Origin of the sequence: Brevundimonas sp. PWP3-1b1 (assembly GCF_049896065.1) — a bacterium.
Taxonomy (GTDB): Bacteria; Pseudomonadota; Alphaproteobacteria; order Caulobacterales; family Caulobacteraceae; genus Brevundimonas; species Brevundimonas intermedia_B.
In genome coordinates this window covers 1,457,814-1,484,270 of record NZ_JAFCTO010000001.1, presented here as the reverse complement: position 1 = coordinate 1,484,270, position 26,457 = coordinate 1,457,814, and the positions used below count along the sequence as shown (strand labels likewise).

The window sequence follows — 26,457 nt, the reverse complement described above, 5'->3', positions numbered from 1 at the left end:
ACCCGAGGTCGAACGGCGGTTCAGCCACCAGGTCGATCGGCCTGAGAAGCAGAGCTGACAGGTCGTTCATCGGAAAATCATCGGTTCAAGATCGGGCCCCCGCCCTCGCTCCCAGGCCGCCAGTCTCGTCTATCGCCTCGGACATTACCAGCCACCTTGAAGGGCCCCCGCCGATGCGTATCCACCCCGTCCGACTGCTCGCCCTGACCCCGCTGTCTGTGGCGTTCGGCGCCCCGGCGCTGGCCCAGACCGCGCCGCCGCTTGATCCTCAGACGGCGGCTCAGATCGCGTCACAGGACCAGACCAGCCAGCGGGGCGTCCTGGTCTTCACGCCGGACTTCTTCGCCAGCCAGCAGCCGGTCACGGCCCTGGACATGGTCAGCCGGGTCCCGGGATTCAGCGTCATCGACGGCGACGGCAGCCGCGGCTTTCAGGGCTCTGTCGGCAACATCCTGATCAATGGGTCTCGCCCGGCCTCCAAGAACGACGCCGGCTCCGACGTGCTGGAGCGCATCCTGGTCGCTCAGGTCAAACGGATCGAATTGGTCCGTGGCGGCGCGCCCGGCATCGACATGCAGGGCTTCCCGGTCGTCGTGAACGTGATCACCCGTGACCAGTCCAGCCGCCAGACGATCGTCACCAGCGACGCCATCCTGTACGAGGGCGGGCAGAACTCCTACGGCGGCTCGTGGCAGTTCTCCGCCAGGGACGGCGACCGCACCTGGGGCTTCACGCTTTCGGACGGTATCATAGACAACGACTCCAGCGGCATTGGCCCCGTCATTCGCCGCAGCGGCGCAGGCGACCTTCTGCGCGACGAGACCTATTTCAGGGACCAGGAGGGCGGCGAAACCACGTTGCGGGTCAACTATGCGAGCCCGTTCCTGGGCGGAAAGATCGACCTGACCGCCCGCTATGGCGTCAACGACTTCAATAACGTGAACCTGCAGACGGCGTCCACCGTGCGGCGCGAGACCACGTACGAGGAGGACGGCGCCTTCGGCGAGTTCGGCGCGGTCTTCACCCGGTCCATAGACAGCCGCCTGACCTCCGAGACCCGTTTCATCCACACTTTCGACGCCGAAGAATCCGTCTCCCTCTCGCGGACCCGGCTGAACAACGTCGCCAGCCCCGAGCAACGCTTCTCCACCGAAAGCGAGAGCGCCGAGACCATACTGCGCAGCCTGTTACGCTACGAGCATTCGCCAAGCCTGAGCTTCGAAGCCGGAGGCGAGTTGGCCTACAATATGCTGGAGACCGAACAGGCCCTCAGCAGCGGCGGCGTTCCCGTCCCTCTTCCCTCCGCCTCGGTCCTGGTCGAGGAAACGCGCGGCGAACTGTTTGGCAAGGGAACTTGGCGCGTGCGCGACAACCTGTCCGTCGAGGGCGGGCTGCGCGTGGAGCAGTCGACCCTCAGCCAGTCCGGCGATGCGGATCTGGAGAAGGATCTGTCGTTCATCAAGCCACGTCTGGTGGCCACCTGGACGCCGATCCCGAACAACCAGTTTAACGTCCGGTTCGAGCGGGAAGTCGGGCAGTTGGACTTCAACCACTTCGCCGCCTCGGCCCAGTTGCAGAACGAGAACGTCCTGGGCGGCAACCTCAACCTGGCGCCCGAACAGCGCTGGATCAGCGAACTGGGCTACGAAAGCCGCTTCTGGGGCGATGGCGTCGTGAGCGTCGTTCTACGCCACGATGAGATCAGCGACGCGATCGACGTCATCCCGTTGGAGGACGGCCTGTCGGCCACCGGCAACATAGGCGACGGCACGCTGGACCAGTTGACGGTGAACATCCAGGCGCCGCTGGACCGGTTCGGTTTCAGCGGCGGCCGGATCAGCGCCAGCAACACCTGGAACCACAGCGAGGTCACCGATCCGACCACCGGCGAGATCCGCCCGATTTCGGACCTGCGCAAGTCCAATGCGACCATCGTCGTCGCCCAGGACATCACGTCATGGAACCTGCAGTGGAACGCCTCCTGGAGCCCGCTGCTGGGCGAGACGAACTACGGTCCCGACCTGCGCTTCTCGTGGCGCGGCCACGATTATCTCGTGGGCTGGGTGGAGTACAAGCCGACCCCGACACTGTCGCTGCGCGCCCAGATCAACGTCTGGGACGACTTTTACCAGATGCGCATCGCCTACGGCGACCGTCTGACCCGGCCGATCGACTATGTCGAAACCCGCAATGTCGATCCGCGCACCTACTATTCGCTGCGTCTTCGCAAAACGTTTTGATTGGGAACGCCCTCTTTCTGAAAGACGCGGGCGGCGTGCCGGCGATACCGACTTAGGCGGGCGAGCGCTGACGGCAGCGACCACGTGTGCCGGAAAGCGGACCGTTCCAACCGCCGCTATGAGTCGAGGTCGTGTAAAAACGTGCTGAGCGACCGCGCGGCGGAGTTGGAGAAGGAGCGCAGAACGGCTCCTCGGTTTTTACGTGGGCAGGTTCCTCACCAAGAAGTTGGGGTGGCACATCTAAGGCTTTGATGGTGCTGAATGGGTGTTCGACTAGGCTTCGTCGTTCGCGCTTGGCTCGGGGCCTCAGGTCGTCGCTCACGATAGGGTTCTGAGACTCCAGCCATTCCAACATCTTGTCCGCAGGTTCGCCAGATTTCGGTTCCAGTTTCGTCGATGTAATTTAAGCCTCGGCCTTCGCGCTTTTCAGCCAGATCTGGCTGCTTGGAATACGAGTTCAATATACACGGCTCAATGCCAATTTCTGAGATCGCGGAATTTTGGCCGCATCCCGCAGCACGTTGTCCGAGCAGTCGCTGAAGGCACTAACGTCTATGGCTGATTTCGTCGTTTTCCATTCCAATGTCCGGCCTTCCAGGAGTAACGCCCAAGTGTCCAGTCAGCTATAAAACCAGTCGATATCCCACCCCTGGCTCAGTCACGAGCAAAACCGGCTGAGCGGGGTCCACCTCCAGCTTGTGCCGCAACTGGCCCATGACGACCCGCAGATACTGGACGTCATCGGCATGGCCGGCGCCCCAGACGGTCTTGAGCAGATCGACGTGTCCCAGCACCTTGCCGGCGTTGCGCGCCAGATAGGCCAGGACGTCGTATTCCTTGGGCCGCAGCTTCAACCGCTCGCCCGCGCGGGTGACGATGCGGCGGTCCAGATCGATGATCACCTCACCCGCCGTGACCACGCCGCCCGCGACCGGCGTCAGGGCGCCCTGGCGCAGGCCCGCCCGGATGCGGGCCAGCAGTTCGCCGACGCCGAACGGCTTCTCCACATAGTCGTTGGCGCCCAGGTCCAGGGCCGTGATCTTCTCGGCCTCGCGGTCGCGCGCGGACAGGATGATGATCGGCCCCTGATGGAACTCCCGCGCCCGCGTCAGCACGTCCTTGCCGTCCATGTCGGGCAGACCCAGGTCCAGAACCACCGCATCGGGGCTCCACAGGGCGATGGCGCGCAGGCCCTCCTGACCGCTGTCGGCGCGGCGGGGTTCATAACCGGCGGCGTCCAGGGCGGGGGCCAGGAAGCGGTGGATCTGCGGTTCGTCGTCGATGACCAGAACCTGGGGGCGAACGGCGGACATCACAGCAGATCCGGGTGGGTGGCGATGGATTTGGGCAGGCTGATCAGGATGCGGGTGCCGAGTTTGCTCCCGTCGGGGCCGTCCTGAATCGGGCTGGCGGCGGCGATGCGGCCGCGCATGGCCTCGACGAAGCCCTTGGCGATGGCCAGGCCCAGGCCGGCGCCTTTTGCGCGGTCGGTCGATTCCTCCATGCGGCGGAACTTGTCGAACACCCGTTCCAGCTCGGCGGTGGGAATGCCGCGCCCCTCGTCCTCGATGGAGATGACGACGGAGCCGCGATCCTCATAGGCCGCCAGTTCGATGGTGGTGTCGTCGGGACTGTAGGCGATGGCGTTTTCCAGGATGTTGACCACGGCCTGTTCCAACAGGCCCGGATCGGCCTCGACCATGCTGAGCTGGGCCGGGAAGTCGCGGGTGATGCGGCGCCGGCCCAGGCGGCGCGACACCCGGTCGGCGGCCGCGTTCAGGATGTCGCGCACATCGGTCCAGTCGGTGCGGACGTTCAGCCCCCCGCCCTCCAGCCGGGTCATGTCCAACAGGTCGCCGACATAGCGCGACAGGCGTTCGGCCTCCTCGCGGATGCTGAGCAGCAGGTCGTCGCGGACCTCGGGCTTCAGCGTCGCGCCATAGTCGATCAGGGTGGTCGCCGAGCCCAGGACGGTGGACAGGGGCGTGCGCAGATCGTGGCTGACCGAGTTCATCAGGGCGGCGCGGAAACGGTCGGCGCGGCGCAGGGTCTCGGTCTCCAGCGCCTGGCCGGCCAGATCGGCCCGCTCCAGCGCCACCGCGCCCTGGTCCAGCAAGGCCATGGCCAGCCGCTCCTCGTCCGAGCCCGCCGCCACAGCCGAGGCGTCGATGCCCGCGACGCCGGCCCGGCCGCGCACGCCCTGCAGGGGCTGAAACCGCCAGTGGGTCTGCGGCAGGGTGCCGGTGCCGTGGCCCGCGACCTCGCCGTGGGTCCAGGCCCAGCGGGCGGCGGCCATGGCGTCGGCGGCCAGGGTCACGCCCTCGGGGCTGGCGGCCGTCAGGGCGATGTCGTCGTCGTGGGGCAGCAGAACGACCGCCGCGGCGCCGGCGGCGGCGGAGGCCTGTTCGGCCAGGCTGCGGGCCGTGGTGGCGCGGTCTTCCGCCGCCGACAGGGTCTGGCTGGCCGCCAGCAGGGCCGAGACGGCGGAGGCGCGACGCTGGGCCGCCCTCGCCTGCTCGCGCACCCGTCCGGCTAAAGCGCCCGTGCCCAGGGCCACGCCCCAGAAGACGATCAGCGTCAGGACGTCCGTTGGCGAGCCGATCAGGAAGCTGTAGCGCGGCTGAAGGAAGAGGAAGTTGTAAGTCAGGAAAGCCAGGGTCGCCGCCGCCAGCGCAGGCCGCAGCCCGTTCAGCACCCCCGCCGCCACCACCGCCGCCAGATAGATGACGCCCAGATCGACCCGCTCGAACCGCGTGTCCAGCAACAGGGCGGCGCCCGTCGCCGCCAGGACGAAGGCCGCGCCCGCCGGATAGCCGCGCCAGTCCAACGCCGCCCGCAAGCCCGGCTTCGTCGCCGGTTCAGGCGCGGTCAGGTCGCCCTCGGTCACGACGTGGACGGCGACGCCCTGGGCCTCGCGTAGAAGCTCAGTCGCCAGCGCCCGTCCGGTCCATTCGGCGAACCGCCCGCCGCGCGTCTTGCCGATGACGATCTGGGTGACGTTGTTGCGGTGGGCGTGGTCCAGCACGGCGCGCACCACATCGTCGCCGCTGATCGTCACGGGCCGTCCGCCTAACTGTTCGGCCAGCTTGAAGGCCTCGGACAGGCGGCCCGCCGAGCGGGCGTCGGCGCGCGATCCGCTGGGCCGTTCGACGTGGGCCACCGACCAGGGGGCGTCCATCATCATGTCCGACATGCGCCGGCCGGTTCGAACCAGAGAGGCGGTCATGGCGTCGCCGCCGACCAGGACCAGGATCCGCTCGTTCGCCGCCCAGGGTCCCGATACGCCCCGCTCGCGCAGGCGGGACAACAGCTGGTCGTCCACGGTCTGGGCTGCCCGGCGCAGAGCCAGTTCGCGCAGGGCCGTCAGGTTCTCGATCTTGAAGAAGTTCTCGGACGCCACCCGCGCCGTCTCGGGCACATAGACCTTGCCCTCGGCGAGACGCGCCCGCAGGTCCTCGGGCGTGATGTCCACGACCTCGATGTCGTCGGCCTCGCTCAGGGCGCTGTCGGGCACGGCCTCGCGCTGGCGCACGCCGGTGATGCGCAGGATGACGTCGGACAGGCTCTCCAGATGCTGGATGTTCAGCGTCGTCCAAATATCGATTCCGGCGTCGCGCAATTCCTCCACGTCCTGCCACCGTTTCGGATGGCGCGAACCCGGCGCATTGGAGTGGGCGTATTCGTCGACCAGCAGCAGTTCGGGTCGCCGCGCCAGGGCGCCGTCGAGGTCGAACTCCATCAGCGAGCGGCCACGGTGGTCGATGGGCGCGCGCGGCATGACGTCCAGCCCGCGCAGCAGGCTCATCGTCTCCTTTCGGCCGTGGGTCTCGACCACGCCCACGACGACGTCCAGCCCTTCGGCTTTTCGACGGCGCGCGGCGCGCAGCATTTCGTAGGTCTTGCCCACGCCGGGCGACATGCCCAGAAACACCTTCAGCCGCCCGCGCTTGCGGCGCGGAACGGCTGAAGTCGCGGGCGTTTCAGGCTCCGTCTCGGGCAATCAGCTCTCCGCGCCGAAGCGGGCGTCGAGCGCGCGGTTGGTCAGCAGCACATTGACGCGCGGCTGGCCGATGAAGCCAAGCAGGGCTCCCTTGGTCTGACCGTTGATGATGCTCTGGACCTGCTGCACGGAGACGCCCCTGGCGCGGGCGATCCGCGCGGCCTGTAGGCGAGCGTAGGCCGGAGACACGTCCGGGTCGAGGCCCGAGGCCGAGGCCGTCACCGCATCGGCGGGAATGACGCCCGGACCGTCCTCGGTGCGGATGGTCTGGGCCGTTTCGGCGACGCGCGCGGCCAGATCCGGGTTCAGCGGGCCCATGTTGGAGCCGGACGAGGCGGCGGCGTCATAGCCGTCGCCCGCCGCCGAAGGCCGGGGGTGCAGATAGGTCGCGCCCGCGAACGGCTGGCCGATCAGGGCCGAGCCGACCACCTGGCCGCCCGCGTTTCGCACCAGGCTGCCGTTGGCCTGGGCGGGGAAGACGACCTGCGAGACGCCGGTGATGGCCAGCGGATAGGCCAGCCCCAGCAGCAGGGTGAACAGGGCCATCATCACGAGGGCCGGGCGAAGTTGATTGACCATGGTCGTCGCCTCAGAAGGTCGCCTTCAGCGTCGCCACGGCGCGCGCGCCGTAGATGTCGCCAAAGTCGTGTTGATCGGTGTCGTGATAGCGCAGGTCCAGCGCCAGATTGCTGGTCAGCTGATAGGCCGCGCCCAGGTTCCAGGTGGTGTAGTCGAGGTCCGACGACACCCACTGACGGCCGACGGCGCCCGAGACGGTCCATTTGTCGGCAGGGCTGACGGCGCCGTTGACCTCGGCGTAGGTCGCCTCGTCTTCGGATGCGCCGAAGAAGTCGGGCGAATAATAGATAGCCGCGCCGAGGGTGGCGGGGCCGACGGCGCGAGAGGCCGCCGCTTTCAGCTCGACATAGTCATAGTCCGCGCCGTCCGGCTGACCGGCGTAGACATAGCTGACGACGCCGAAGTCGAGGGCATAGCCCGCGACCTCGGGCCGATAGCCGGCGTAGAGATCGATCTCGGCGTCGGTGTCGTCGCCGAAATCGACATTGGAGGCCCAGGCGCCGGCGTAGAAGCCGTTCTTCGTCAAATCGACGCCGGCCGAGAGGGCGGGGTTTTCCTGGGTCTGGCTGACGCCGCGGAAGACATAGTCGGAGGTCAGGGCGACGTTTGCCGAGACGTCCTGGGCCTTGGCCTCGCTGCACAGGCCCAGGCCGGCGATGCCCAGGATGCAGGCGGCGGCGAACCAGGCGTCGTTGCGACCGGAGGCTTTGGAGAGACGATTACGCATTTGATTTTTCATTCTGGATACGAGTGATGGCGTGGGACGCGTGGACCTTGGGCGGCTCGGAGATCCGCATCGTCGCCACCGCCCAGACGGCGGCGATGATCAGCATCGCGACGACCAGGTTGAGGATACGGGCGATCTCCTGAGCCATCAGGCCAGCCCCAGTCCGGAGATGACGACGTCGATCAACTTGATGCCGACGAACGGGGCGATCAGGCCGCCCAGGCCGTAGATCAGCAGGTTGCGACCCAGGAGGGCGCCCGCGCCGATGGCCCGGTATTTGACGCCCTTCAGCGCCAGCGGGATCAGGGCGACGATGACCAGGGCGTTGAAGATCACCGCCGACAGGATGGCGCTCTGCGGGCTGTGCAGATGCATGACGTTCAGCGCACCCAGGGCCGGCAGGGAGACCACGAACATCGCCGGGATGATGGCGAAATACTTGGCCACGTCGTTGGCGACCGAGAAGGTCGTCAGGGCGCCGCGCGTGATCAGCAGTTGCTTGCCGACCTCGACGATCTCGATGACCTTGGTGGGGTCGCTGTCGAGATCGACCATGTTGCCGGCCTCGCGGGCGGCCTGGGCGCCGGTCTGCATGGCAACGCCGACATCCGCTTGCGCAAGCGCAGGGGCGTCGTTGGCGCCGTCGCCGCACATGGCGACCAGACGGCCCTTGGCCTGTTCGGCCTTGATGAGGCGCATCTTGTCCTCGGGCGTGGCCTCGGCGAGGTAGTCGTCCACCCCGGCTTCCGAAGCGATCGCCGCCGCCGTGACCGGGTTGTCGCCGGTGATCATGACGGTGCGCAGACCCATCCGGCGCAGATCGGCGAAGCGCGCCTTCACGCCCGGCTTGACCACATCCTTCAGGTGGATGACGCCGACCAGGACGCCGTTCTGGGTCACGGCCAGGGGCGTGCCGCCCGAGCGGGCGATCCGGTCCACGGCCTGACGGAACTCGGCCGGGGCCGAACCGTCGGTCAGGTTCAGGTCTTTCAGCACCGCATCGACGGCGCCCTTGCGCCAGCTATCCTTGCCGACGTCCAGGCCCGACTGACGCGTGACCGCAGTAAAGGGAATGGCGACGGCGCCGGTCGGTTGATCGACCGAGACGCCCGCGTTGCGGCCCAGTTCGACGATGGAGCGGCCCTCGGGCGTCTCGTCGGCCAGGGACGCCATGACGGCGGCGGCCAAGGCGGCTTCCGGACGCACGCCGGGGACCGGGATGACTTCGGTCGCCATGCGGTTGCCGAAGGTGATGGTGCCGGTCTTGTCGAGCAGCAGGGTGTCGACGTCGCCTGCCGCCTCCACCGCACGGCCCGAGGTGGCCAACACGTTCACCTTCAGCAACCGGTCCATGCCGGCGATGCCGACCGCAGACATCAGGCCGCCGATCGTCGTCGGGATCAGGGTGATGAACAGGGCGCCCAAAACGATGGGATCCAGATCGACGCCCGAATAGGCGCCAAGACCGACCAGGGTCACGACCGCGATCAGGAAGATCAGGGTCAGACCGGCCAGCAGCACGGCCAGGGCCAGTTCGTTCGGCGTCTTGCGACGATCCGCGCCCTCGACCATGGCGATCATGCGGTCGAGGAAGGTCGAGCCCGGCTTGGCGGTGATGCGCACCTTGATCCAGTCGGAGACGACGGTGGTGCCGCCGGTCACGGCCGAACGGTCGCCGCCGCTTTCGCGGATCACCGGGGCGCTTTCGCCGGTGATGGCGGCCTCGTTGACCGAGGCCACGCCCTCGATGATCTCGCCGTCCGAGGCGATCACGTCGCCGGCCTCGACCAGGATGATCGACCCGACCTCAAGCTCGGAGGCGTTGGTCGGAACCACCGTGCCGGTCTTGGGATCGACGATCAGCTTGGCCTTGGTCGTGACGCGAGTGGCGCGAAGGCTGTCGGCGGCCGCCTTGCCCCGCCCTTCGGCGATGCTTTCGGCGATATTGGCGAACAGGACCGTGGCCCACAGCCACAGCGCCAGCTGCACCGCAAAGCCCGCCGATTGACCGCTCGCGATGGCCGCCGCCGCCGAGATGGTGGACAGAAGCGCCACGATCCAGGTGGTGAAGATGACCGGGTTCCGGATCAGCTTGACCGGGTTCAGCTTGACGAAGGCCTCGCCGACGGCGCGTCCGATCATCGCCCCCGACAGACCGCCCGCGATGGGGGTCGAGCGACCGCCTCCGCGTGGATCCAGTGTGATTTGTGTCATGTCTCTATGTCCGGGGGATCAGGCGCCGGCGACCGCGGCGACCACCTGGAAGTGCTCGACGATCGGTCCCAGGGCTAGGGCGGGCAGGAACTGCAGACCGCCGAGGATGAGGATCACGCCGATCAGCAGGCCGATGAACAGGCCGTTGTCGGTGGGCAGGGTGCCGGGGCTGGGCGCCAGCTTGGGCTTGACGACCAGGCTGCCGGCGATGGCCAGGACGGCGACGGCCGGAATGAACCGCCCGAACAGCATCCCCAGCCCCAGGGTCGTGTTCCACCAGGGCGCGTTGGCGGTCAGGCCCGCAAAGGCCGAGCCGTTGTTCGCCGCCGCCGAGGTGTAGGCGTACAGGATCTCAGACAGACCGTGCGGCCCCTTGTTCAGCAGGCCCGCCAGCGCCGTCGGGAAGACGGCGGAGATCGCCGAGAATCCCAGCACCGAAAGCGGCAGGATCAGCACCGCGATCATGGCGAACTGGATCTCGCGCGCCTCGATCTTCTTGCCCAGATATTCCGGCGTCCGTCCGACCATCAGACCGGCGACGAAGACCGACAGCAGGGCCATGACCACCATGATGGCGATGCCCGAACCGACGCCGCCGGGCAAGATCTCGCCCAACTGCATCAGGAACATCTGCAACGCCCCGCCCAGCGGCATATAGCTGGCGTGCATCGAGTTGACCGAACCGTTCGAGGCGCCGGTCGTCACGACCGACCAGACGGTCGAGGCGGGCGCGCCGAAGCGGACCTCCTTGCCTTCCATGTTCACCGACGCGTCCACCTGGGCCGCGACCAGGGACGGGGCCCGCTGGGTCTCGATCGCATACATGGCGGCGCTGGATACGGTCAGCAGGATCAGGGCCGCCGTCGCCAGGGCCTTGATGTCGCGTCCCGCCAGGGCCGTGCGGCCGAAGGCGAAGAAGGCGGCCCAGCCCATGACGTTGATCGCCACGGCGGTCAGCAGGTTGGTGATCGCATTCGGGTTTTCGAACGGATGGGCGCCATTGACGTTGAAGACGCCGCCGCCGTTGATGCCCAGTTGTTTGATGGCGACCTGGCTGGCCGCCGGGAACAGCGGCAGGGTCTGCGATCCGCCCTCGACGCCGGTCGCATGGACGTTGGCGGCCAGGCTCTGGACGATGCCGAGACTGGACAAGGCCACGGCCAGGATCAGGGCGGCGGGCAGCAGCACATAGAGGGTGGTGCGCGTCAGGTCGGCCCAGAAGTTGCCGACGCCCTCGCCGCGATTGGCGACGAAGGCCCGCGCCAGGGCCGCCGCGATGGTCGCGCCGGTCGCGGCCGAGACGAAGTTCTGCACCGTCAGACCGACCATCTGGGTGAAGGTCGACAGGGTCGTCTCGCCGCCATAGCTCTGCCAGTTGGTGTTGGTGACGAAGCTGACGGCGGTGTTGAAGGCCAGGTGCGGCGACACGCCGACGAAGCCTTGCGGATTAAGCGGCAGCACGCCCTGCAAACGCAGGATGGCATACAGCAGGACGAAGCCCGCCAGGTTGAAGGCCAACAGGGCGCCGGCATAGCCCAGCCACCCCTGGCTGCGTTTCGGATCGACGCCGGCCGCGCCGTAGAAGACGGCCTCCACCGGTTTCAGCACCGGGTCCAGCCAGGTCCGTTCGCCATTCCAGACGCGCGACATATAAATGCCGATGGGCCAGCCGAGCATTACGGCCAGCCCAAGGGTCAGGGCGATCTCGCCCCATCCTTGAATGTTCATGAATTCCGTCCCGGTTCTTCAGAACCGCTCGGGCCGCAGCAGCGCCGCGACCATATAGACGGCGACGACCAGCGCCCCCGCCCCCCAGAGCATGGCGATCATCGTCATACCCGTTTCAACGCAGCGGCCAAGGCGGCGAAGGCGGCGAACGCCCCTGCCCCCAACGCCAGAAAGATCACATCGGCCAAGTCGGCCTCCTCAAGCTCAAGTGAAGCGTGAAGAGATCATGGGCGGCCGTAACGGCGCGATGTGAGTTCCGGCCTTGCGCCTAAAGGATTCATAAAACCTGCGTTTAGCGACGCGAGGTCGCCGCAAGGTGCAGTGGCCTGGATCCCAATGAATCAGGACTCATCAGTCCTATGGAATCCAGCGAATTGGAGTCTTAAGCTTCAGAAGCGCTCACAGATTCGACTTCAGTCGATCCCTCTCGGAATTCTTCTGCGGACACGAAGGCGGAGCCGTCTTCGTCGAGAACCCATACACCGATCAACGATGTATGGTCAGGCGTGATGTCCTCATCGATCAAATCGCCGTCGTAGACACCGACATTGCTGTAGTCGAAATCCAGCAGAAGCTGACTGGCCATTTCGATCATCTCATCGGCCATGCGACGCGCGTAGCCCAGCGCCTCGCTGTCGTTGGAGAAGTCGTCCGTCAGCGTGTTGACCTCGGCGGTGTCGCCACCCTGAACGGCGCTGGTGGTTACGATGGTGTACGCGGACATTTTGAACTCTCTCAGTTTGAATCTCTCAACTAGCCTGTTTGCCTGCTGGAAAGGCCATAATTCGTCCAAGCCTCACGATCTTGAGGAAGGCCTCTCCCGGCCCTCGCCCGATCAGTCGACGGCGCCCCGGTCATTCCTTTTCGTCGCGCGGTAAACTTTCTGGAGCGCGCCGAGTCGTCGGCGCTCGACAGCCTTCGCCGCCCGCTCTTGCTTGTGCTCCGCCGCCGTCGTCTCGAGCGTCAGCTTCTGGAAATGCGCCCACCGATCAGGATCGAGCGTCCCGCCCTGAAGCGCGATCTGCACGGCGCACCCAGGCTCGCTGCCGTGGCTGCAGTTGGTGAACCGGCAGTTCGGGATCAGGCCCTCAATGTCTTCGAAAACCGCGCTCACCCCCGCTTCGGCATCGACCAGGCCGACCTCGCGGATGCCTGGCGTATCGAGGATCAGCCGGCCGTTGGGAAGCAGGACGAGTTGCCGGTGGCTGGTGGTGTGACGCCCCTGGTCGTCGTTCTCGCGAATGGCCTGCGTCGCCATACGATCTTCGTCCAGGAAGGCGTTGACCAAGGTGGACTTGCCCACGCCGGACGAGCCGATCAGCACGCAGGTCTCTCCCCTCCCCACCTGGGCCAGCAGGGCGTCGAGCCCCTGGCCTTGGCGAGCCGAGACCATCAGCACCGGGCAGCCGGGGTCCAGGGCGACGACGCTGGCGGCCTGGGCTTGCGGATCGTCGCACAAGTCCGATTTCGTGAGCACCACGACGGGCCGTGCCCCGCTCTCCCACGCCGCCGCCAGATAGCGCTGGATCCGGCGAAGATTGAGATCGGCGTTCAGGGAGGTGACGATGAAGGCCACATCGACGTTGGCGGCGAGAATCTGCAGCTTGCGCATACTGTCGGCTGCGCGGCGGACGAAGGCGGTGCGGCGGGGCAGGATGGCGTGGATGGTGGCCGTGCGCTCCTTTTCGCTGGGCGACAGGGCGACCCAGTCGCCGACGGCGGGATGACCGATCTCCTTGGCCTCATGCCGCAGCCGGCCCGAGACCTTGGCGCGCACGTCGCCGTCTTCCGTCGCGACGACATAGCCGTCGCGCTGCTGGAGTATGACGCGTCCCGACGTGTGGCCGGCCTGCGCGTGAGGCTCGAAGGTCTCCGCCAGGGAGGCGGACCATCCATAGTGTTCGATCAAACCAAGGGCATCCCTGTTGGCTGCGGCGTCGGAAGGCGTTCGCACCCTATCACTTCTTCAACGCCGCCAACGACTTCGGAATGATTTCGCTCAAATCGTCCGAGATCAGGCCTGGGCCAAAACGCTCCGCCGCATCGGAGTGGATCCAGACGGCAGCACAGGCGGCGTCGAAACTGTCCATGCGCTGAGCCGCAAGGCCGCCGATCATGCCGGCCAAAACATCGCCGGTTCCTGCCGTCGCCAGCCAAGCCGAGCCGTTTTCATTACGGCGAATGCGGCCGTCCGGCGATGCGATGATCGTCTGGGCGCCTTTCAGGACGATGGTCGCCTGGGCTAGGCGTGAGGCTTCAATGGCGGCGGCCTCGTGCCCCTGGGCCAGCAGGCCCGGGAACAGCCGATCGAACTCGCCCTCGTGCGGCGTCAGGATGTCGTCGCGGTCCAGAACGGCGAACAGTTCGGCGTTCCGGCCCTTGAAGACCGACAGCCCATCGGCGTCGATCACCAGAACAGCGCCGCTCAACGCCAAGGCCTGGATATTGGCGATCGTGGCGTCTTCCAGTCCAGCGGCCGGTCCGATCACGACGGCGTCGCTTCCGGCGGCTTCACGACCCAAGGCTTCAGGTGAAGAGAAGGGCGTCAGCATGATCGCCTGGACGGCGGGCGCGATGACGGCGACGGCGTCTGGCGGGCACAGGATTCGCACGACACCGGCGCCCATTCGAAGGCCAGCGTGCGCCGCAAGCCGTGCAGCGCCGGTCTGATGGGCCTTTCCCGACACGACAGCCAATCGGCCCCGCGTATGCTTGTGCGTTTCCGCGCTCGGCCAAGGCAGAAAATTGCGCCAGATCGCCGGGTCGTTGGTTTCTATCATCCGCGTTCCGATTATCCGTGGCTTTTCTGCGAAAATCGCTTGCTTTGAACGCCCTTGCTGTGTCCCATTTGGGCCCGAGCGCCGCTGCATTCCGTGCGCCGCTCAGGGGTCGCCATGAAGAAAATCGAAGCCATCATCAAGCCTTTCAAGCTGGATGACGTCAAAGAGGCGCTCCAGGACGTGGGCGTGCAAGGCATGACTGTGCTGGAGGCCAAGGGATATGGCCGCCAGAAGGGTCATTCCGAACTGTATCGCGGCGCCGAATACGTCATCGACTTCCTGCCCAAGATCAAGATCGAGGTGGTCGTCGCCGACGACCTCGCGCCAGCCGTCGTCGAGGCCATCCAGACCTCGGCCCGCACGGGCAAGATCGGCGACGGCAAGATCTTCGTGTCCGACGTCGCCGAGGTGATCCGTATCCGCACCGGCGAGACCGGAGCCCAGGCCGTCTAAGCTCGACCACCCTCCCCGGCCCTCGGCCCTTGGGTCGCTGACCGGTTTCCTCCCCAAACGCCTAGAAACAGGACTTCCGAGAATGAGCGCCAGCAAGATCCTCAAAGAGATCAAGGATGAGGAGGTCCAGTATGTGGACGTCCGCTTCACCGACACGCGCGGCCGTCTGCAGCACGTCACCTTCGACGTCGACCTGGTCGACGAGGACTTCCTGAACGAAGGCACGATGTTCGACGGCTCGTCCATCGCGGGCTGGAAGGCCATCAACGAGTCCGACATGCTGCTGAAGCCGGACCTGACCACGGCCTATATCGACCCGTTCTACCAGCAGAAGACGATGTTCCTGTTCTGCGACGTGCTGAATCCCGACACCAACGAGCCGTACAACCGCGACAGCCGCTCGATGGCCAAGAAGGCGCTGTCTTACGTGCAATCGTCGGGCGTGGGCGACGTGGTCTATTTCGGCCCGGAAGCCGAGTTCTTCATCTTCGACGACGTGCGCTGGTCGACCCAGCCGCACAACACGTCGTATTCGTATGACTCGATCGAACTGCCGGCCAACACCAACGCCGAATACACCGAAGGCAATATGGGCCACCGTCCTGGCGCCAAGGGCGGCTATTTCCCGGTCAACCCGGTCGATTCGGGCCAGGATTTGCGCGGCGAAATGCTGGGCGTCATGCGTGACCTGGGCCTTCAGCCCGAGAAGCACCACCACGAGGTGGCCCCGGCCCAGCACGAGCTGGGTCTGAAGTTCTCGGACCTGCTGACCATGGCCGACCGGCTGCAGCTGTATAAGTACGTGATCCACAACGTCGCCGCCGCCTATGGCAAGTCGGCGACCTTCATGGCCAAGCCCATGTTCGCGGACAACGGCTCAGGCATGCACGTCCACATGTCGATCTGGAAGGACGGCAAGCCCCAGTTCGCCGGCGACCAGTACGCCGGCCTGTCGCAGGAATGCCTGTGGTACATCGGCGGCATCATCAAGCACGCCAAGGCCATCAACGCCTTCGCCAACTCGACCACCAACAGCTACAAGCGTCTGGTGCCGGGCTATGAAGCCCCGGTGAAACTGGCCTATTCGGCCCGCAACCGTTCGGCCTCGATCCGCATCCCGCACGTTTCGTCGCCGAAGGCCAAACGTCTGGAAGCTCGCTTCCCCGACCCGATGGGCAACCCCTATCTGACCTTCGTGGCCCTGCTGATGGCCGGTCTGGACGGCATCGAGAACCGCATCGATCCGGGCGCGCCCGCCGACAAGAACCTCTACGACCTGCCGCCGGAAGAGCGCGGCTCGATCCCCGAGGTCTGCGGCTCGCTGCGTGAAGCCCTGGAAAACCTCGACAAGGACCGTGCCTTCCTCAAGAAGGGCGGCGTCATGGATGACGACTTCATCGACAGCTACATCGAGCTGAAGATGGAAGAGGTGATGCGTCTGCAACTGCACCCGCACCCGGTCGAATTCGACATGTACTATAGCTGCTGATCGTCAGATCGGCCGCAGATCGGGGCGTCGGCGGGAAACCGTCGGCGCCCTTGTCAATTCAGGCGGCGGCGCCCTGTTCCGCAGCGGGGATCAGGCTTTGGTCCAGTAGGGCGTGCAGCGCGTCAACATGGCCGTCTCGGGTCGCTGTCGGCGTCGGGTCCGACGTCATCACGACCGTAAGCCTCAGGTCCGGCACCACGAACACCATCTGGCCGCCATAGCCCCAGGCGAAGAAGACCTCATGGCGGCCGGAGCGCCGGATCCACCAGCCGTAACCATAGGGATTGCCGCTCCAGCGCGACGTACCCCTGCCCCGCCAGGACTGCTGGACCCAGCCCTCGGGCAAGATGCGCCGACCATCGTGCAGACCGTCGTTGCGGTACAACTCCCCGAACTTCAGCAGCGCCAGCGGCGACAGCCGCATGTCGTTGCCGCCGAAATAGATGCCTTGCGGATCGGCCGGCCAGGTCGGCACTTCGATCTCCAGGGGGTCGCCCAGCCATTCCCGCGTCAAGGCCAGGGTCGAACGCCCGCTGGCCCGCGTCAGACAGGCGGACGTCAGGTGGGACGTGCCTGTCGAATAGACCATTCGTCCGCCGGGATCGGCCTCGAACGGGCGGGCCAAGGCGTGGCGCACCCAGTTTCGGCTCGACACCCAGGCGCCGTAGTCCGCGCCCGACGTGGACCCCAGTCCCGCCTGCATCGACAGCAGGTCGCCGATGGTTACCTGGCTTAGGCGCGGATCGGGATCGCTCGGGAAACTGTCGGACAGGAAGGTCGAGATCGGCTGATCGACGCCGGAGAACAGTCCCTGGCTGATGGCGATGCCGCCAAGGGCGGCGATCACGGACTTGGACGCGGACTTGACGTTGACAGGCGTTTCCAGCGACGGCCCTCGAAACACCTGTTCGAAAAGACGTTGGCCGTCACGGGCCACGATCATCGCTTGAAGTTTGGGCAGGGCCGCGCCGGCAGTCTCGGCCTGGGCCATCAGTCCGGCAGCCAGGCCTTGGGTGCGAGCAACGGGCGGCGGGATCTCGGCGGCTTCGCTACAGCCATAGCTGAACGGCAAGGCCAGTCCGGCGGCGATCAGGGTTCGACGGTTCATCGCCGATCTAATCGATCAAGGGGACGCTGGTTTCCCCCTGCGACGACTCGACGCTTATGGCGAACGTCAGGCCGCCTCGGCTTCCAGGTCGTCGGCCTTCTTTCGGCGCAGTTCGATCAGCCGCACGCACCAGATCGACACCTCGTAGAGAATCACCAGCGGGATCGCCAACATCAGCTGGCTGATCGGATCCGGCGGCGTGACCACGGCGGCGACGACCACCACGGCGACGATGGCGTAGCGGCGGCCCGCGGCCATGACCGTGGAATTGATCAGCCCGGCCAAGCCCAGCAGGGTCGTGACGACCGGCAACTGGAAACACAGGCCGAACGCCAGCAACAGCGAGGTCACCAGGCTGAGATAGTCGGAAATCTTGGTCGTCTGGGCCACGGAAATGCCGTCGCTGGCCACCTGCTGACTCAAGGAAAAGAGCATCACGAACGGCAGCATGACGTAATAAACGAGCGCGCCGCCTAGGCAGAACATGACCGGCGCCGCGATCAGGAACGGCAGGAAGGCGCCGCGTTCATTGCGATACAGGCCGGGCGCTACGAAGCGGTACATCTGCCATGCCATGACGGGGAAGGTCAGGACAGCGGCGCCGAAGGCCGCGATCTTCATCTTGGTGAACAGCTGCTCCAGCGGCGCCGTCGCGATCAGCTGAACGACGGCCGCGCTGCCGGGCGGATAGGGCTTCAACCCCGTCATCACTGCGATCAGTTCGATGGGGTTGGCGTGACCGCCGCTGGCCATGGCCGCCGCATGGACCGCGACCGCCGCCTGATAGGGTTTTATCAGGGCGATCTGGATCTGATTCGCGAAGGCGAAGCACAGGATGAACGCCAGGAAGAAGGCCACGACGCAGATCAGCAGCCGCCCGCGCAGCTCGATCAGGTGATCCATCAAGGGCGCGCGCGACGCCTCGATCTCGGCCTCGTCACGATCAGGAGACGTCACAGGTCAGCGGCCTTCTTGCGCGGAGTCTTGGGCTTGGCGGTGGCAGGCCTTGTCTTGGCGGCCGGGATTGCAGCCTTAGGCTTGGCCGGTGCGCGCGGTTTGGTCGTCGAGGGCTTAGCCGTCGTCGCCGGCTTCGCCTTCGCAACTGCCCGTTTGGGCTTCGTCTCCACGACGGGCTCGACGGGCGTCGGCGTATCCGGCCATTCGTCGGCGGCCGGCGTCATGATGGGAACCTCCGGCTCGGGCGCAGGCAGTGCTGCCGTGGGTGTCGGCCCCGTCAGTCCCGCGTTGATGTCCTTGAAGGCGGCGTCCGCCTCGGCGCCCAGGGGATACATGCCCCCCTGCCCCGTCCGCAGCGCCTCGACCTCCTTGCGCAGGTCGTCCAGCTCGGATTGGCGCGCCATCTCGTCGAAACTGCTGCGGAACTCGTTGGCCATGGCGCGCGCCTTGGCGACCATCTGGCCGACGCGACGCATCAGCATAGGCAGATCCTTCGGCCCCACCACAAGCAGGGCCACCAGACCGATCACCACTAATTCGAAACCCCCGATACCGGGGCCGAGCCCGCCCATGCGTCAGCCCTTACAGACGACGACTAGCGCTTCAGCTCTTCCTTTTCCGCCTCGGTGCGCGGCAGCGAGCTGACGCCGTCGTGCGGGCCGTCCTTCTTGTCGTCGTCCTTCAGGCCGTCCTTGAAGGCGCGGATGCCCTTTGCGGCGTCGCCCATCAGGCCTGAGAGTTTTCCACGACCGCCAAACAGCACGAGTACGACGATGGCGACTAGAATCCAGTGTGTAGGACCGAAAGCGCCCATAACTCTATCTCCTCGCAGGGGCCAATGATTGACCCCATCCACTATTAGTTACCGCGCATATAGGCCGAGTGATGTCCGGGCGCAAAGCCTACAGACCTATCTGCCGTCAGCTTGTGCGCTTTGTCGCGGCCAATCGCTAAAAGCCATGATCCAAAGTCCGATCAAGCTCACGAATGGGATCACGCTCAACAGACTCGGCCATCCAGGAAGCCCGAGGTGCCGAAGAATCCGCCACACAGGAATGACCGTGATTGCGGCGGCAAATGGCCATAAGACAAACAGCACTATAGCCCAGTGCCAGATGCTCATCGCGCCCATTTTCGATCCTCTTCGTTTCGTTCACCCTAGCGAATGATGGCCCCACGCCAAGGGACGCTGTAGGTCTGCGCGACCATGAGTCCCTCCGATCACGTCATCATCCACACCGACGGCGCCTGCAAGGGCAATCCCGGCCCCGGCGGCTGGGGCGCCCTGCTCCAGACAGGCGGCGGTCACGAAAAGGAATTGTGGGGCGGCGAAGCCAACACAACCAACAACCGCATGGAGCTGATGGCCGCCATCATGGCGCTGGAGGCGCTGAAGCGACCCTGCAAGGTCGAACTGCATACCGACAGCAAATACGTCATGCAGGGAATCACCGAATGGATGCGCGGCTGGAAGGCGCGCGGGTGGCTGACCGCCGACAAGAAACCGGTCAAGAACGCCGACCTGTGGCAGCGCCTGGATGCCGCCCGCCTGCGTCACGACGTGAAATGGCGCTGGGTGAAGGGGCATGCGGGCCATGAGCTGAACGAGCGCGCGGACCAGCTGGCGAATCGCGGCGTCGCCGATCTGAAGCGGCGCTAGACCGCCTCGACTTCCTTTTCCGGCTCGGCCGGACGGCGCCGCACGCGCGATCCACTCATGACCGCGCCGAACAGGGCCGTGACAGCCGCGATCTGAAACCCGTGCCCAACCCCGCCGATCGGCGCGGCCGACAGCAGGAAGGCGACCACGACCGCGCCCAGCGACTGCCCCAGGACCCGCGCCATGCCCAGCGTGCCTCCCGCCGCGCCGGCTCTCTCCCTGGGCGCCTCCGACAACAGGGCGCGATTGTTGGGCGACTGGAAGAAGCCGAATCCTGCGCCACATACCGCCATTCGCCAGACGACGTCGAAGTACGTCGAATCGGCATTTAGGAAGCTCAGCGCCATCAGGCCGCAGGCGAAGACGCTCAGGCCAATCGCGCCCAGAATGCCCGCCGAATATCGATCCGACAGGTAGCCGGCCAGAGGCGCAGCGATCATCGTCGCCAGGGGCCAGGGCGTCATCAGCAGGCCCGTCTCGACCGCCGTCAGCCGCAACGACCCCTGAAGAAAGAAGGGCAAGGCCACGAAGGCCATCATCTGCGCCGTGAAGGAAATGATCGACGTCGCCACCGACAGGCTGAACATCGGCCGCGCCAACAGGTCCAGCGGGATCAAGGGCGACGCCCTCGACCGCTCGTGGCGAATCAGCAAGACGCCCGCCGCCAGACCTGCGCCCGTCAGGCCGAAGCCCAGCACGGCCGCTTCGCCATGCGCCAGCGCCTGCAAGCCCGTGATGACCAGCCCGAACGCCGCGGCGTTCAGCGCGGCCCCCGTCCAGTTCAACTTTCGCTTCTGCAACAGATTATGCGGCAGGGTGAACCCCGCGAGCGACACGGCCAGCAGCCCGATCGGCACGTTCAGCGCAAAGAGCCAGCGCCAGTGTCCGACGGAGAGGATCGCGCTGGCGATGGTCGGCCCGGCCGCTGCGGCCAAGGATACGATCACGGCGTTGATGCCGACCGCACGGCCCAGCAGGCTCTGTGGATAGGTGAAGCGCACCAAGGCGCCGTTGACGCTCATGATGCCTGCTGCGCCGAAACCCTGGATCACGCGTGCAAAGCTGAGCGCCTCGATGGAGTTGGCGAAGACGCAGGCGATGGACGCCAGGGTGAAGACGGCCAGCCCAGCCTGCGATACCCGGCGATAGCCGACGATCTCGCCCAGCGACGCGAGAGGCAGCAGGGCGACGACGATGGCGATCTGATAGGCGTTGACGATCCAGATCGAGGCCGCCGACGATGCCTGCAAATCCTGCGCGATGGACGGCAGGGCGACGTTGGCGATGGCCCCATCCAGGACCGCCAGGGTGATCCCCAGGCCGATGGACGCAATGGCCCAATACCGTCGGGGCGTGGGCAGGCCGTCCGGGGCTGCGTTCTGGCTGGCTTTCATTCCTGACGAACGCCTCTTAGATCGCGTCGTTTCAGACGGGCGACTGAACCGTCAGCAAAGATCCCGTGATCCGCATCACCACCACATCCTGCCCTTCCACCGGCGGTTCACCCTCGATCTCGGCCGGCCATTCGGCGCCCGAGATGAAGACACGACCGCGCCCAGACACGAAGGCTTCGACCACTCGCGCCCTTTGGCCGATCAGGCGGCTGTCGCGGTCATTGATGTCGGGACCGGCAGGATTGGCCTTGGAGATCAGTCGACGAGACAGAAGCGTAGCGATGACCGTCAGAACGGCGAAGACGGCGACCTCGCCCGGCAGACCCAGCCGCACGCCTGCCGCCGTCATCACCGCGACGACGCCGGCCGAAACGGCGGGCCACAACAGCCATTCGGTCGAGAACATCGCCTCGACCGCCAGCAGCAGAACCCCGACGGCCAGCCAGATCCAGAACGGCTGGGCGACATAGAGATCAGCGAGCGACAGCATCGTTCAGCCTCCTACGATCAGGCCGAGGGTGGGACTGCGCCGCCTGCAGGGCGACGCGGGGGTGCGGGACGGACCGGCGGTGTCGAAGCGCCGCCGGAGTTCTGCTCCTTGGCCAGGCCGACCATCTCGCCGATGCCGGCGATGGTGCCGACCAGGGCGCCCATTTCGGCAGGCACGATGACGGTCCGCTGCTGCGGGCTGCGCGCCAGTTCGGCGAAGGCTTCGACATACTTCTGGGCGATGAAGTAGTTGATGGCGTTCACATCGCCTCGCGCAATGGCTTCCGACACCATTGCGGTGGCTTTCGCCTCAGCCTGGGCTTCGCGTTCGCGAGCCTCTGCGTCGCGGAAAGCGGCTTCCTTGCGGCCTTCGGCCTGAAGAATGGCGGCCTGTTTGGCGCCTTCGGCGCGCGCGATGGCAGACTGTTTTTCGCCCTCGGCTTCAGTGATGATTGCGCGCTTTTCACGCTCTGCCTTCATCTGGCGAGCCATGGCGTTCGTGATGTCTACGGGCGGGGTGAGGTCCTTGATCTCGATCCTGTTGACCTTGACGCCCCAAGGTTCAGTCGCAGCGTCGATGACCGTCAGCAACCGCGTGTTGATCGAGTCGCGTTGAAAAAGAACCTCGTCCAGTTCCATCGAACCGACGACCGTTCGCAGGTTCGTCATGCAGAGCTGGGTGATGGCGTACGGAAGGTTTTCGACCCGGTAAGCGCCCGCCGACGCGTTCATCACCTGGATGAACACGATCGCATCGACCTTCACCATGGCGTTATCCTTGGTGATGACCTCCTGGGTCGGGACGTCCAGCACCTGCTCCATCATGTTCATGCGACGGCCGACCCGCTCCACGAACGGGGTCAGAAAGCCGATGCCGGGGCTCAGCGTCTTGGTGTATTTTCCGAAACGTTCGACCGTGTATTCACGCCCTTGCGGCACGATCTTGATGACACTGATCAAGAGCACGATAGCCAGCAGCAGCACTACGCCGGCGAATATGGTGGTGACGTCCATTCAGATCCTCCCTGAGACGTCGAGCCTACGCGCTGGACGCGAGCGGCGCCATAGAAACCGGACGAACTGATCGACGCTAAAGGCCGCGCTTGGCCCGCCATGCCGCCAGCCGGACGCTGACGTCACGCTCGATGTCGCCATAGAACAGGTTGTAGGGCACGATCTTGCGCCGATCCGCCCAGCTTCCGCCGGCGGTCAGGAAGTCCGCATCGGGCGCACTGTGCCACAGCAGTCCGCCACGACATTCGGTCGAAATCAGTCGTCCGGTCAGGGCCGGACGCGCGCCCCACTCCAGCCCCGTCGCGTTGGTCGCTCCGCTATGCTGGCGGGCCTCGGCGCGCGACTGTTGTGTCGAGCCGGTTACCGGATTGACGCAGATCGGCGGGGTCGTCAGTCCAACCAACTCGCCCCGGTCATTCCAGTCCAGCGCCCGCCGCAGCTTGCGCCGCGCCGCCGGTTCGTCCCCGTCCTCGACCGACGACCAGGCGACGATACAGCCTGTCTCGTCCGACGCGTCGCAGGGCGTGACCCTCTGCTGGAACATCTCGCGACTTACCAGGGTCTCGATCAGATAGGCCGCCACCAGCCGGTCCTTGAGCTTCGGATCGGTGCTGAGCGCGTCACGCACCAGCAGCGCCGACAGTTCGCCGCCCTGCTCCACCCCCGCGATCACGATCGGTCCGGTCGGATGATTGCGAAGCCACAGGGTGAAGGCCGCCCTAACATCCTCATAGGCGAAGGCCCGCGCCTCACGCGCATCATCGCGCAGGGTCAGCCGGGTATAGAGGCTGGCCTGGCGATAGAGCGGCGCGCTGACCTTGCCCTCCCGGGCGAACGGCGAGGCGTAGTTCGGCAGGACGACGCGGCGCAGATAGGCGTTCGCCCGTGCATCATCGATCGGTCCGTTCCACTCCGCGCCACCGTCGAAAGTGGTCGGCATGACGAAGAAGACCGACGCCCGATCAGGCGCGCCTTCGTCCATCAACGCCCAGGACGAGGCAGACCGATAATCCGGCGCGGGCGGCGGCTTGTAGGTCTGGAACGGCACTTGGGGGTCCAGGCCCGCCCGCAGGATATCCCCGCTCCAGACCGCCACGGCGGCGGTCAGGATCAGGACGGCGGCGAACCCCGCATAGCCGACCCATTGCCTGAAGGTCAGCCGGCGCATCAGCGATACGGATCAGCGGTGGACAGGAAGTCCTGCACGTAACGCCGCACGCCCTCTTCCAGCGGCGTGGACTGGCCCTCGAAACCGGCGGCCCGAATCCGGTCCATCCGGGCTTCGGTGAAATACTGGTACCGGTCGCGGATCACCTCGGGCATGTCGACATACTGGATGGAGGCTTCCTTCCCGGCGGCGGCGAAGGTGGCCTTGGCCAGATCGTCGAACGACCGCGCCTGACCGGACCCGGCGTTGAAGATGCCGGACACCTCCGGCGACTGCAGCAGGAACTCGATGATATCGACGACGTCGTCGACATAGACGAAGTCACGCAGCTGGCCTCCATCGCGAAAGTTGGGATTGTGCGACCGGAACAGGCTGACCGTCTCGCCCGCCTCGACCTTGGGCCAGATCTGAGCCACGACCGACTTCATTCCGCCCTTGTGGCCCTCGTTCGGCCCATAGACGTTGAAGAATTTCAAACCGGCCCACTGGCGCGGTGCCTGGCCTCGGTCCGACTGACGAACGGCGTGCTGATCAAACAACATCTTCGAATAACCATAGGCGTTTAGCGGCCGAAGCTTCGACAGCGACTCCGCATCATCGTCGTCGTTGAAGCCGGCGTCGCCGTCGCCATAGGTGGCTGCCGAGGACGCGTAGATCATCCGCACGTCGCGGATCGTGCACCAGTCCCACAGGTCGCGCGACAGGGTGAAGTTGGTGCGCAGGATCAGGTCGGCGTCCGGCTCGGTCGTGGAGGAGATGGCGCCCATATGCACCACGGCCTCAATCCGTTCGGCGTGGCGCTCCAGCTGTTCGAACAGTTCCTCGGGCGACCAGAAGTCGGCGATGGCATGTTTGGCGACGTTCTTCCACTTGGCCAAGTCGGCGGTTTCCAGCCGGTCGCAAACCACGACGTCATAGGCCGTCTCGGCCGTCAGTCGCGCCACGATGTTGGAGCCGATGAAGCCGGCGCCGCCGGTGACGACGATCATGCGAGGCGTCATTGCTGGGATCCTGTGGTCATCTTCTCGATCGTCCGCGTGGTGGAGAACCCGTCCTTGAAATCCGCCAGCTTGACCTCGCCGCCCCAGCTCTCGACCAGATCGCCGCCGACCACGCCCTCGCGGGTATAGTCCGAGCCCTTGATCAGCACATCGGGTCTCAGCCGTTCGATCAAGGCGACCGGCGTCGGATCGTCGAAACTGGTCACGCGATCAACGCTGGCCAGGCCACCGATGACGACCGCCCGACTGTCCAGATCGTTGACCGGCCGTCCCTCGCCCTTCAGCAGCTTGACCGAGGCGTCGGTGTTCAACGCCACCACCAGCCGGTCGCACCAGCTGCGCGCCTGGGCCAGATAGGCGACATGGCCCCGGTGCAAAATGTCGAAACAGCCGTTGGTGAAACCGACCTTCAGCCCCTGACGCCGCCAGGCCTCGACCTCGGCCGCCAGTTCGTCCAGCGGCGTCACCTTGGCGACGGCGGCCGTCGCATGCTGGCTCAGCTCGGCCTCGATAAGTTCGGCTGGCGTGACCACGGCCGTCCCGGCCTTTGCGACCACTACGCCCGAGGCCAGGATGGCGAACTCGACCGCCGTCTCCAGCGATGCCCCCGCGCCAAGGGCCAGGCCGATGGCCGCCAGACAGGTGTCCCCGGCGCCCGAAACGTCGAACACCTCGCGCGCCCGGCCTGGGAAATGCTTCACCGGTTCCCCGCGACGGGCCAGGCTCATCCCCTTGCCCGCGCGCGTGACGATCACGGCCTTTGCGGTCGTGGCGGCCAGCAAGGCGTCCAGCGCCGCCTCGACTTCGGCGTCTGTCCCTACCGGCAGACCCGTCGCCCCGGCCAATTCAGAGGCGTTGGGCTTGATCACATCGACCGCTCCATAGCGGGCGAAGTCGCGCCCCTTGGGATCGACCACGACTGGCGCGCCCGACGCTTGAGCCCCGGCCAGCGCAGAGGCGATCAGTGCGTCGCCGACGACGCCCTTGGCATAGTCAGACAGAAGATAGACAGACGCGCCTGTAAAAGCGTTAGAATTGTCGATCTGAACGGGAGCCGTTTCGTCATCCAGCCGCAACAGCTGCTGCCCCCCCGAAACGAAACGCGTCTTGACGATGGTCGCCGCCTCGGCGGGACGAGCCAGGGCGTCCTCGATGCGGGGCTCGGCGGCGATCAGAGCGGTCAGCTCAGCGCCGGCCGCATCATCCCCGACAACGGCGCCCAAACGGGCGACACCGCCCAGCGCCGCGATATTGCGCGCCACATTGCCGACGCCGCCGGGCATGGCAACGGTGCGGGTCGCGCGCAGCACCGGGATCGGCGCCTCGGGCGAGATGCGGCTGACTTCGCCATAGACATAGCGGTCCAGCATCAGGTCGCCGACGCAGGCGATCTTCAGGCCGCACACGCGCTCCAGCAGGCTTTGCAGGGCGCCCAGGTCCAGGGTGTCAGACATGC

At 66.0% G+C, this 26,457-nt stretch carries 25 protein-coding genes; 4 read left to right on the top strand and 21 right to left on the bottom strand.

The window, feature by feature from the left end; translation table 11 throughout:
* The first annotated feature begins 173 nt into the window (after positions 1 to 173).
* On the top strand, positions 174 to 2,240 hold the full coding sequence (locus tag ACP69V_RS07220; protein WP_426023261.1) for a TonB-dependent receptor plug domain-containing protein: 2,067 nt from the start codon (positions 174 to 176) through the stop codon (positions 2,238 to 2,240).
* A gap of 623 nt (positions 2,241 to 2,863) precedes the next feature.
* Here the strand turns inward: ACP69V_RS07220 and ACP69V_RS07215 are convergent.
* From ACP69V_RS07215 to ACP69V_RS07165, 11 genes are all read right to left on the bottom strand, one after another.
* A complete protein-coding gene (locus ACP69V_RS07215; RefSeq protein WP_426023260.1) occupies positions 2,864 to 3,553 on the bottom strand; it encodes a response regulator in 690 nt (229 codons plus the stop codon).
* Complete coding sequence (locus ACP69V_RS07210; protein WP_426023259.1) at positions 3,553 to 6,240, bottom strand: DUF4118 domain-containing protein; 2,688 nt, start codon at positions 6,238 to 6,240, stop codon at positions 3,553 to 3,555. The genes ACP69V_RS07215 and ACP69V_RS07210 overlap by 1 nt, the downstream gene beginning before the upstream one ends.
* Complete coding sequence (kdpC, locus tag ACP69V_RS07205) at positions 6,241 to 6,819, bottom strand: K(+)-transporting ATPase subunit C (protein WP_426023258.1); 579 nt, start codon at positions 6,817 to 6,819, stop codon at positions 6,241 to 6,243.
* Positions 6,820 to 6,829: 10 nt separating this feature from the next.
* Positions 6,830 to 7,546, bottom strand: coding sequence for a TorF family putative porin (locus ACP69V_RS07200; protein ID WP_426023257.1), 717 nt, complete (start codon positions 7,544 to 7,546; stop codon positions 6,830 to 6,832).
* Positions 7,539 to 7,694, bottom strand: coding sequence for a hypothetical protein (locus tag ACP69V_RS07195; RefSeq protein WP_426023256.1), 156 nt, complete (start codon positions 7,692 to 7,694; stop codon positions 7,539 to 7,541). Before ACP69V_RS07195 ends, ACP69V_RS07200 begins: the two co-directional genes overlap by 8 nt.
* Complete coding sequence (gene kdpB, locus ACP69V_RS07190) at positions 7,694 to 9,760, bottom strand: potassium-transporting ATPase subunit KdpB (RefSeq protein ID WP_426023255.1); 2,067 nt, start codon at positions 9,758 to 9,760, stop codon at positions 7,694 to 7,696. Before kdpB ends, ACP69V_RS07195 begins: the two co-directional genes overlap by 1 nt.
* Before the next feature lie 18 nt (positions 9,761 to 9,778).
* Entirely contained in the window at positions 9,779 to 11,488 is a 1,710-nt protein-coding gene (gene kdpA, locus ACP69V_RS07185; protein WP_426023254.1) for a potassium-transporting ATPase subunit KdpA, read from the bottom strand.
* Between the two features lie 18 nt (positions 11,489 to 11,506).
* Positions 11,507 to 11,596 carry a potassium-transporting ATPase subunit F gene (locus ACP69V_RS07180; protein ID WP_105625212.1) on the bottom strand — a complete coding sequence of 30 codons (90 nt, stop codon included), beginning with the start codon at positions 11,594 to 11,596 and terminating at the stop codon, positions 11,507 to 11,509.
* Between the two features lie 274 nt (positions 11,597 to 11,870).
* Positions 11,871 to 12,212 carry a hypothetical protein gene (locus tag ACP69V_RS07175; RefSeq protein ID WP_426023253.1) on the bottom strand — a complete coding sequence of 114 codons (342 nt, stop codon included), beginning with the start codon at positions 12,210 to 12,212 and terminating at the stop codon, positions 11,871 to 11,873.
* Between the two features lie 111 nt (positions 12,213 to 12,323).
* Positions 12,324 to 13,397 (bottom strand): ribosome small subunit-dependent GTPase A, encoded by a 1,074-nt coding sequence (rsgA, locus tag ACP69V_RS07170; protein ID WP_426023252.1) that lies wholly within the window; start codon positions 13,395 to 13,397, stop codon positions 12,324 to 12,326.
* Positions 13,398 to 13,446: 49 nt separating this feature from the next.
* Positions 13,447 to 14,268, bottom strand: coding sequence for an NAD(P)H-hydrate dehydratase (locus ACP69V_RS07165; RefSeq protein WP_426023251.1), 822 nt, complete (start codon positions 14,266 to 14,268; stop codon positions 13,447 to 13,449).
* Between the two features lie 114 nt (positions 14,269 to 14,382).
* Between ACP69V_RS07165 and ACP69V_RS07160 the strand changes: the two genes are divergently transcribed.
* Positions 14,383 to 14,721, top strand: a complete 339-nt coding sequence (locus ACP69V_RS07160; RefSeq protein ID WP_008261682.1) for a P-II family nitrogen regulator — start codon at positions 14,383 to 14,385, stop codon at positions 14,719 to 14,721.
* 82 nt (positions 14,722 to 14,803) lie between these two features.
* The gene (gene glnA / locus ACP69V_RS07155; RefSeq protein ID WP_425983859.1) at positions 14,804 to 16,210 is read left to right on the top strand and encodes a type I glutamate--ammonia ligase; all 1,407 of its coding nucleotides are present in this window, start codon (positions 14,804 to 14,806) and stop codon (positions 16,208 to 16,210) included.
* Positions 16,211 to 16,268: 58 nt separating this feature from the next.
* Here glnA and ACP69V_RS07150 read toward each other — a convergent pair whose 3' ends face one another.
* From ACP69V_RS07150 to tatA, 4 genes are all read right to left on the bottom strand, one after another.
* Positions 16,269 to 17,318, bottom strand: a complete 1,050-nt coding sequence (locus ACP69V_RS07150; protein ID WP_426023250.1) for a serine hydrolase domain-containing protein — start codon at positions 17,316 to 17,318, stop codon at positions 16,269 to 16,271.
* Positions 17,319 to 17,384: 66 nt separating this feature from the next.
* On the bottom strand, positions 17,385 to 18,275 hold the full coding sequence (gene tatC / locus ACP69V_RS07145) for a twin-arginine translocase subunit TatC (RefSeq protein WP_426023249.1): 891 nt from the start codon (positions 18,273 to 18,275) through the stop codon (positions 17,385 to 17,387).
* Positions 18,272 to 18,847 (bottom strand): Sec-independent protein translocase protein TatB, encoded by a 576-nt coding sequence (tatB, locus tag ACP69V_RS07140; RefSeq protein WP_426023248.1) that lies wholly within the window; start codon positions 18,845 to 18,847, stop codon positions 18,272 to 18,274. Before tatB ends, tatC begins: the two co-directional genes overlap by 4 nt.
* Positions 18,848 to 18,870: 23 nt before the next feature.
* On the bottom strand, positions 18,871 to 19,089 hold the full coding sequence (gene tatA / locus ACP69V_RS07135; protein ID WP_426023247.1) for a twin-arginine translocase TatA/TatE family subunit: 219 nt from the start codon (positions 19,087 to 19,089) through the stop codon (positions 18,871 to 18,873).
* A 393-nt stretch (positions 19,090 to 19,482) separates the two neighbouring features.
* Here tatA and rnhA point away from each other — a divergent pair, with 393 nt between their 5' ends.
* Complete coding sequence (gene rnhA, locus ACP69V_RS07130; protein ID WP_135195953.1) at positions 19,483 to 19,935, top strand: ribonuclease HI; 453 nt, start codon at positions 19,483 to 19,485, stop codon at positions 19,933 to 19,935.
* Here the strand turns inward: rnhA and ACP69V_RS07125 are convergent.
* From ACP69V_RS07125 to rfaE2, 6 genes are all read right to left on the bottom strand, one after another.
* Positions 19,932 to 21,329 (bottom strand): MFS transporter, encoded by a 1,398-nt coding sequence (locus ACP69V_RS07125; RefSeq protein WP_426023246.1) that lies wholly within the window; start codon positions 21,327 to 21,329, stop codon positions 19,932 to 19,934. The genes rnhA and ACP69V_RS07125 overlap by 4 nt on opposite strands.
* Before the next feature lie 31 nt (positions 21,330 to 21,360).
* Positions 21,361 to 21,819: an NfeD family protein gene (locus tag ACP69V_RS07120; RefSeq protein ID WP_135195951.1), complete on the bottom strand. Its 459-nt coding sequence runs from the start codon at positions 21,817 to 21,819 to the stop codon at positions 21,361 to 21,363.
* A gap of 17 nt (positions 21,820 to 21,836) precedes the next feature.
* Positions 21,837 to 22,832 (bottom strand): SPFH domain-containing protein, encoded by a 996-nt coding sequence (locus tag ACP69V_RS07115; protein WP_426023245.1) that lies wholly within the window; start codon positions 22,830 to 22,832, stop codon positions 21,837 to 21,839.
* Positions 22,833 to 22,908: 76 nt separating this feature from the next.
* Positions 22,909 to 24,000: a DUF3089 domain-containing protein gene (locus tag ACP69V_RS07110; protein WP_426023244.1), complete on the bottom strand. Its 1,092-nt coding sequence runs from the start codon at positions 23,998 to 24,000 to the stop codon at positions 22,909 to 22,911.
* The gene (gene rfaD / locus ACP69V_RS07105) at positions 24,000 to 25,001 is read right to left on the bottom strand and encodes an ADP-glyceromanno-heptose 6-epimerase (RefSeq protein ID WP_426023243.1); all 1,002 of its coding nucleotides are present in this window, start codon (positions 24,999 to 25,001) and stop codon (positions 24,000 to 24,002) included. Before rfaD ends, ACP69V_RS07110 begins: the two co-directional genes overlap by 1 nt.
* Positions 24,998 to 26,455 (bottom strand): D-glycero-beta-D-manno-heptose 1-phosphate adenylyltransferase, encoded by a 1,458-nt coding sequence (rfaE2, locus tag ACP69V_RS07100; RefSeq protein ID WP_426023242.1) that lies wholly within the window; start codon positions 26,453 to 26,455, stop codon positions 24,998 to 25,000. The genes rfaD and rfaE2 overlap by 4 nt, the downstream gene beginning before the upstream one ends.
* Positions 26,456 to 26,457 lie beyond the last annotated feature (2 nt).

Coding starts and splice junctions, on each gene's coding strand:
- ACP69V_RS07220 (WP_426023261.1), top strand. CDS start 174: ATGCGTATCCACCCCGTCCGACTGCTCGCCCTGACCCCGCTGTCTGTG.
- ACP69V_RS07215 (WP_426023260.1), bottom strand. CDS start 3,553: ATGTCCGCCGTTCGCCCCCAGGTTCTGGTCATCGACGACGAACCGCAG.
- kdpC (WP_426023258.1), bottom strand. CDS start 6,819: ATGGTCAATCAACTTCGCCCGGCCCTCGTGATGATGGCCCTGTTCACC.
- ACP69V_RS07200 (WP_426023257.1), bottom strand. CDS start 7,546: ATGCGTAATCGTCTCTCCAAAGCCTCCGGTCGCAACGACGCCTGGTTC.
- ACP69V_RS07195 (WP_426023256.1), bottom strand. CDS start 7,694: ATGGCTCAGGAGATCGCCCGTATCCTCAACCTGGTCGTCGCGATGCTG.
- kdpB (WP_426023255.1), bottom strand. CDS start 9,760: ATGACACAAATCACACTGGATCCACGCGGAGGCGGTCGCTCGACCCCC.
- kdpA (WP_426023254.1), bottom strand. CDS start 11,488: ATGAACATTCAAGGATGGGGCGAGATCGCCCTGACCCTTGGGCTGGCC.
- ACP69V_RS07180 (WP_105625212.1), bottom strand. CDS start 11,596: ATGACGATGATCGCCATGCTCTGGGGGGCGGGGGCGCTGGTCGTCGCC.
- ACP69V_RS07175 (WP_426023253.1), bottom strand. CDS start 12,212: ATGTCCGCGTACACCATCGTAACCACCAGCGCCGTTCAGGGTGGCGAC.
- ACP69V_RS07165 (WP_426023251.1), bottom strand. CDS start 14,268: ATGATAGAAACCAACGACCCGGCGATCTGGCGCAATTTTCTGCCTTGG.
- ACP69V_RS07160 (WP_008261682.1), top strand. CDS start 14,383: ATGAAGAAAATCGAAGCCATCATCAAGCCTTTCAAGCTGGATGACGTC.
- glnA (WP_425983859.1), top strand. CDS start 14,804: ATGAGCGCCAGCAAGATCCTCAAAGAGATCAAGGATGAGGAGGTCCAG.
- ACP69V_RS07150 (WP_426023250.1), bottom strand. CDS start 17,318: ATGAACCGTCGAACCCTGATCGCCGCCGGACTGGCCTTGCCGTTCAGC.
- tatB (WP_426023248.1), bottom strand. CDS start 18,847: ATGGGCGGGCTCGGCCCCGGTATCGGGGGTTTCGAATTAGTGGTGATC.
- tatA (WP_426023247.1), bottom strand. CDS start 19,089: ATGGGCGCTTTCGGTCCTACACACTGGATTCTAGTCGCCATCGTCGTA.
- rnhA (WP_135195953.1), top strand. CDS start 19,483: ATGAGTCCCTCCGATCACGTCATCATCCACACCGACGGCGCCTGCAAG.
- ACP69V_RS07125 (WP_426023246.1), bottom strand. CDS start 21,329: ATGAAAGCCAGCCAGAACGCAGCCCCGGACGGCCTGCCCACGCCCCGA.
- ACP69V_RS07120 (WP_135195951.1), bottom strand. CDS start 21,819: ATGCTGTCGCTCGCTGATCTCTATGTCGCCCAGCCGTTCTGGATCTGG.
- ACP69V_RS07115 (WP_426023245.1), bottom strand. CDS start 22,832: ATGGACGTCACCACCATATTCGCCGGCGTAGTGCTGCTGCTGGCTATC.
- ACP69V_RS07110 (WP_426023244.1), bottom strand. CDS start 24,000: ATGCGCCGGCTGACCTTCAGGCAATGGGTCGGCTATGCGGGGTTCGCC.
- rfaD (WP_426023243.1), bottom strand. CDS start 25,001: ATGACGCCTCGCATGATCGTCGTCACCGGCGGCGCCGGCTTCATCGGC.
- rfaE2 (WP_426023242.1), bottom strand. CDS start 26,455: ATGTCTGACACCCTGGACCTGGGCGCCCTGCAAAGCCTGCTGGAGCGC.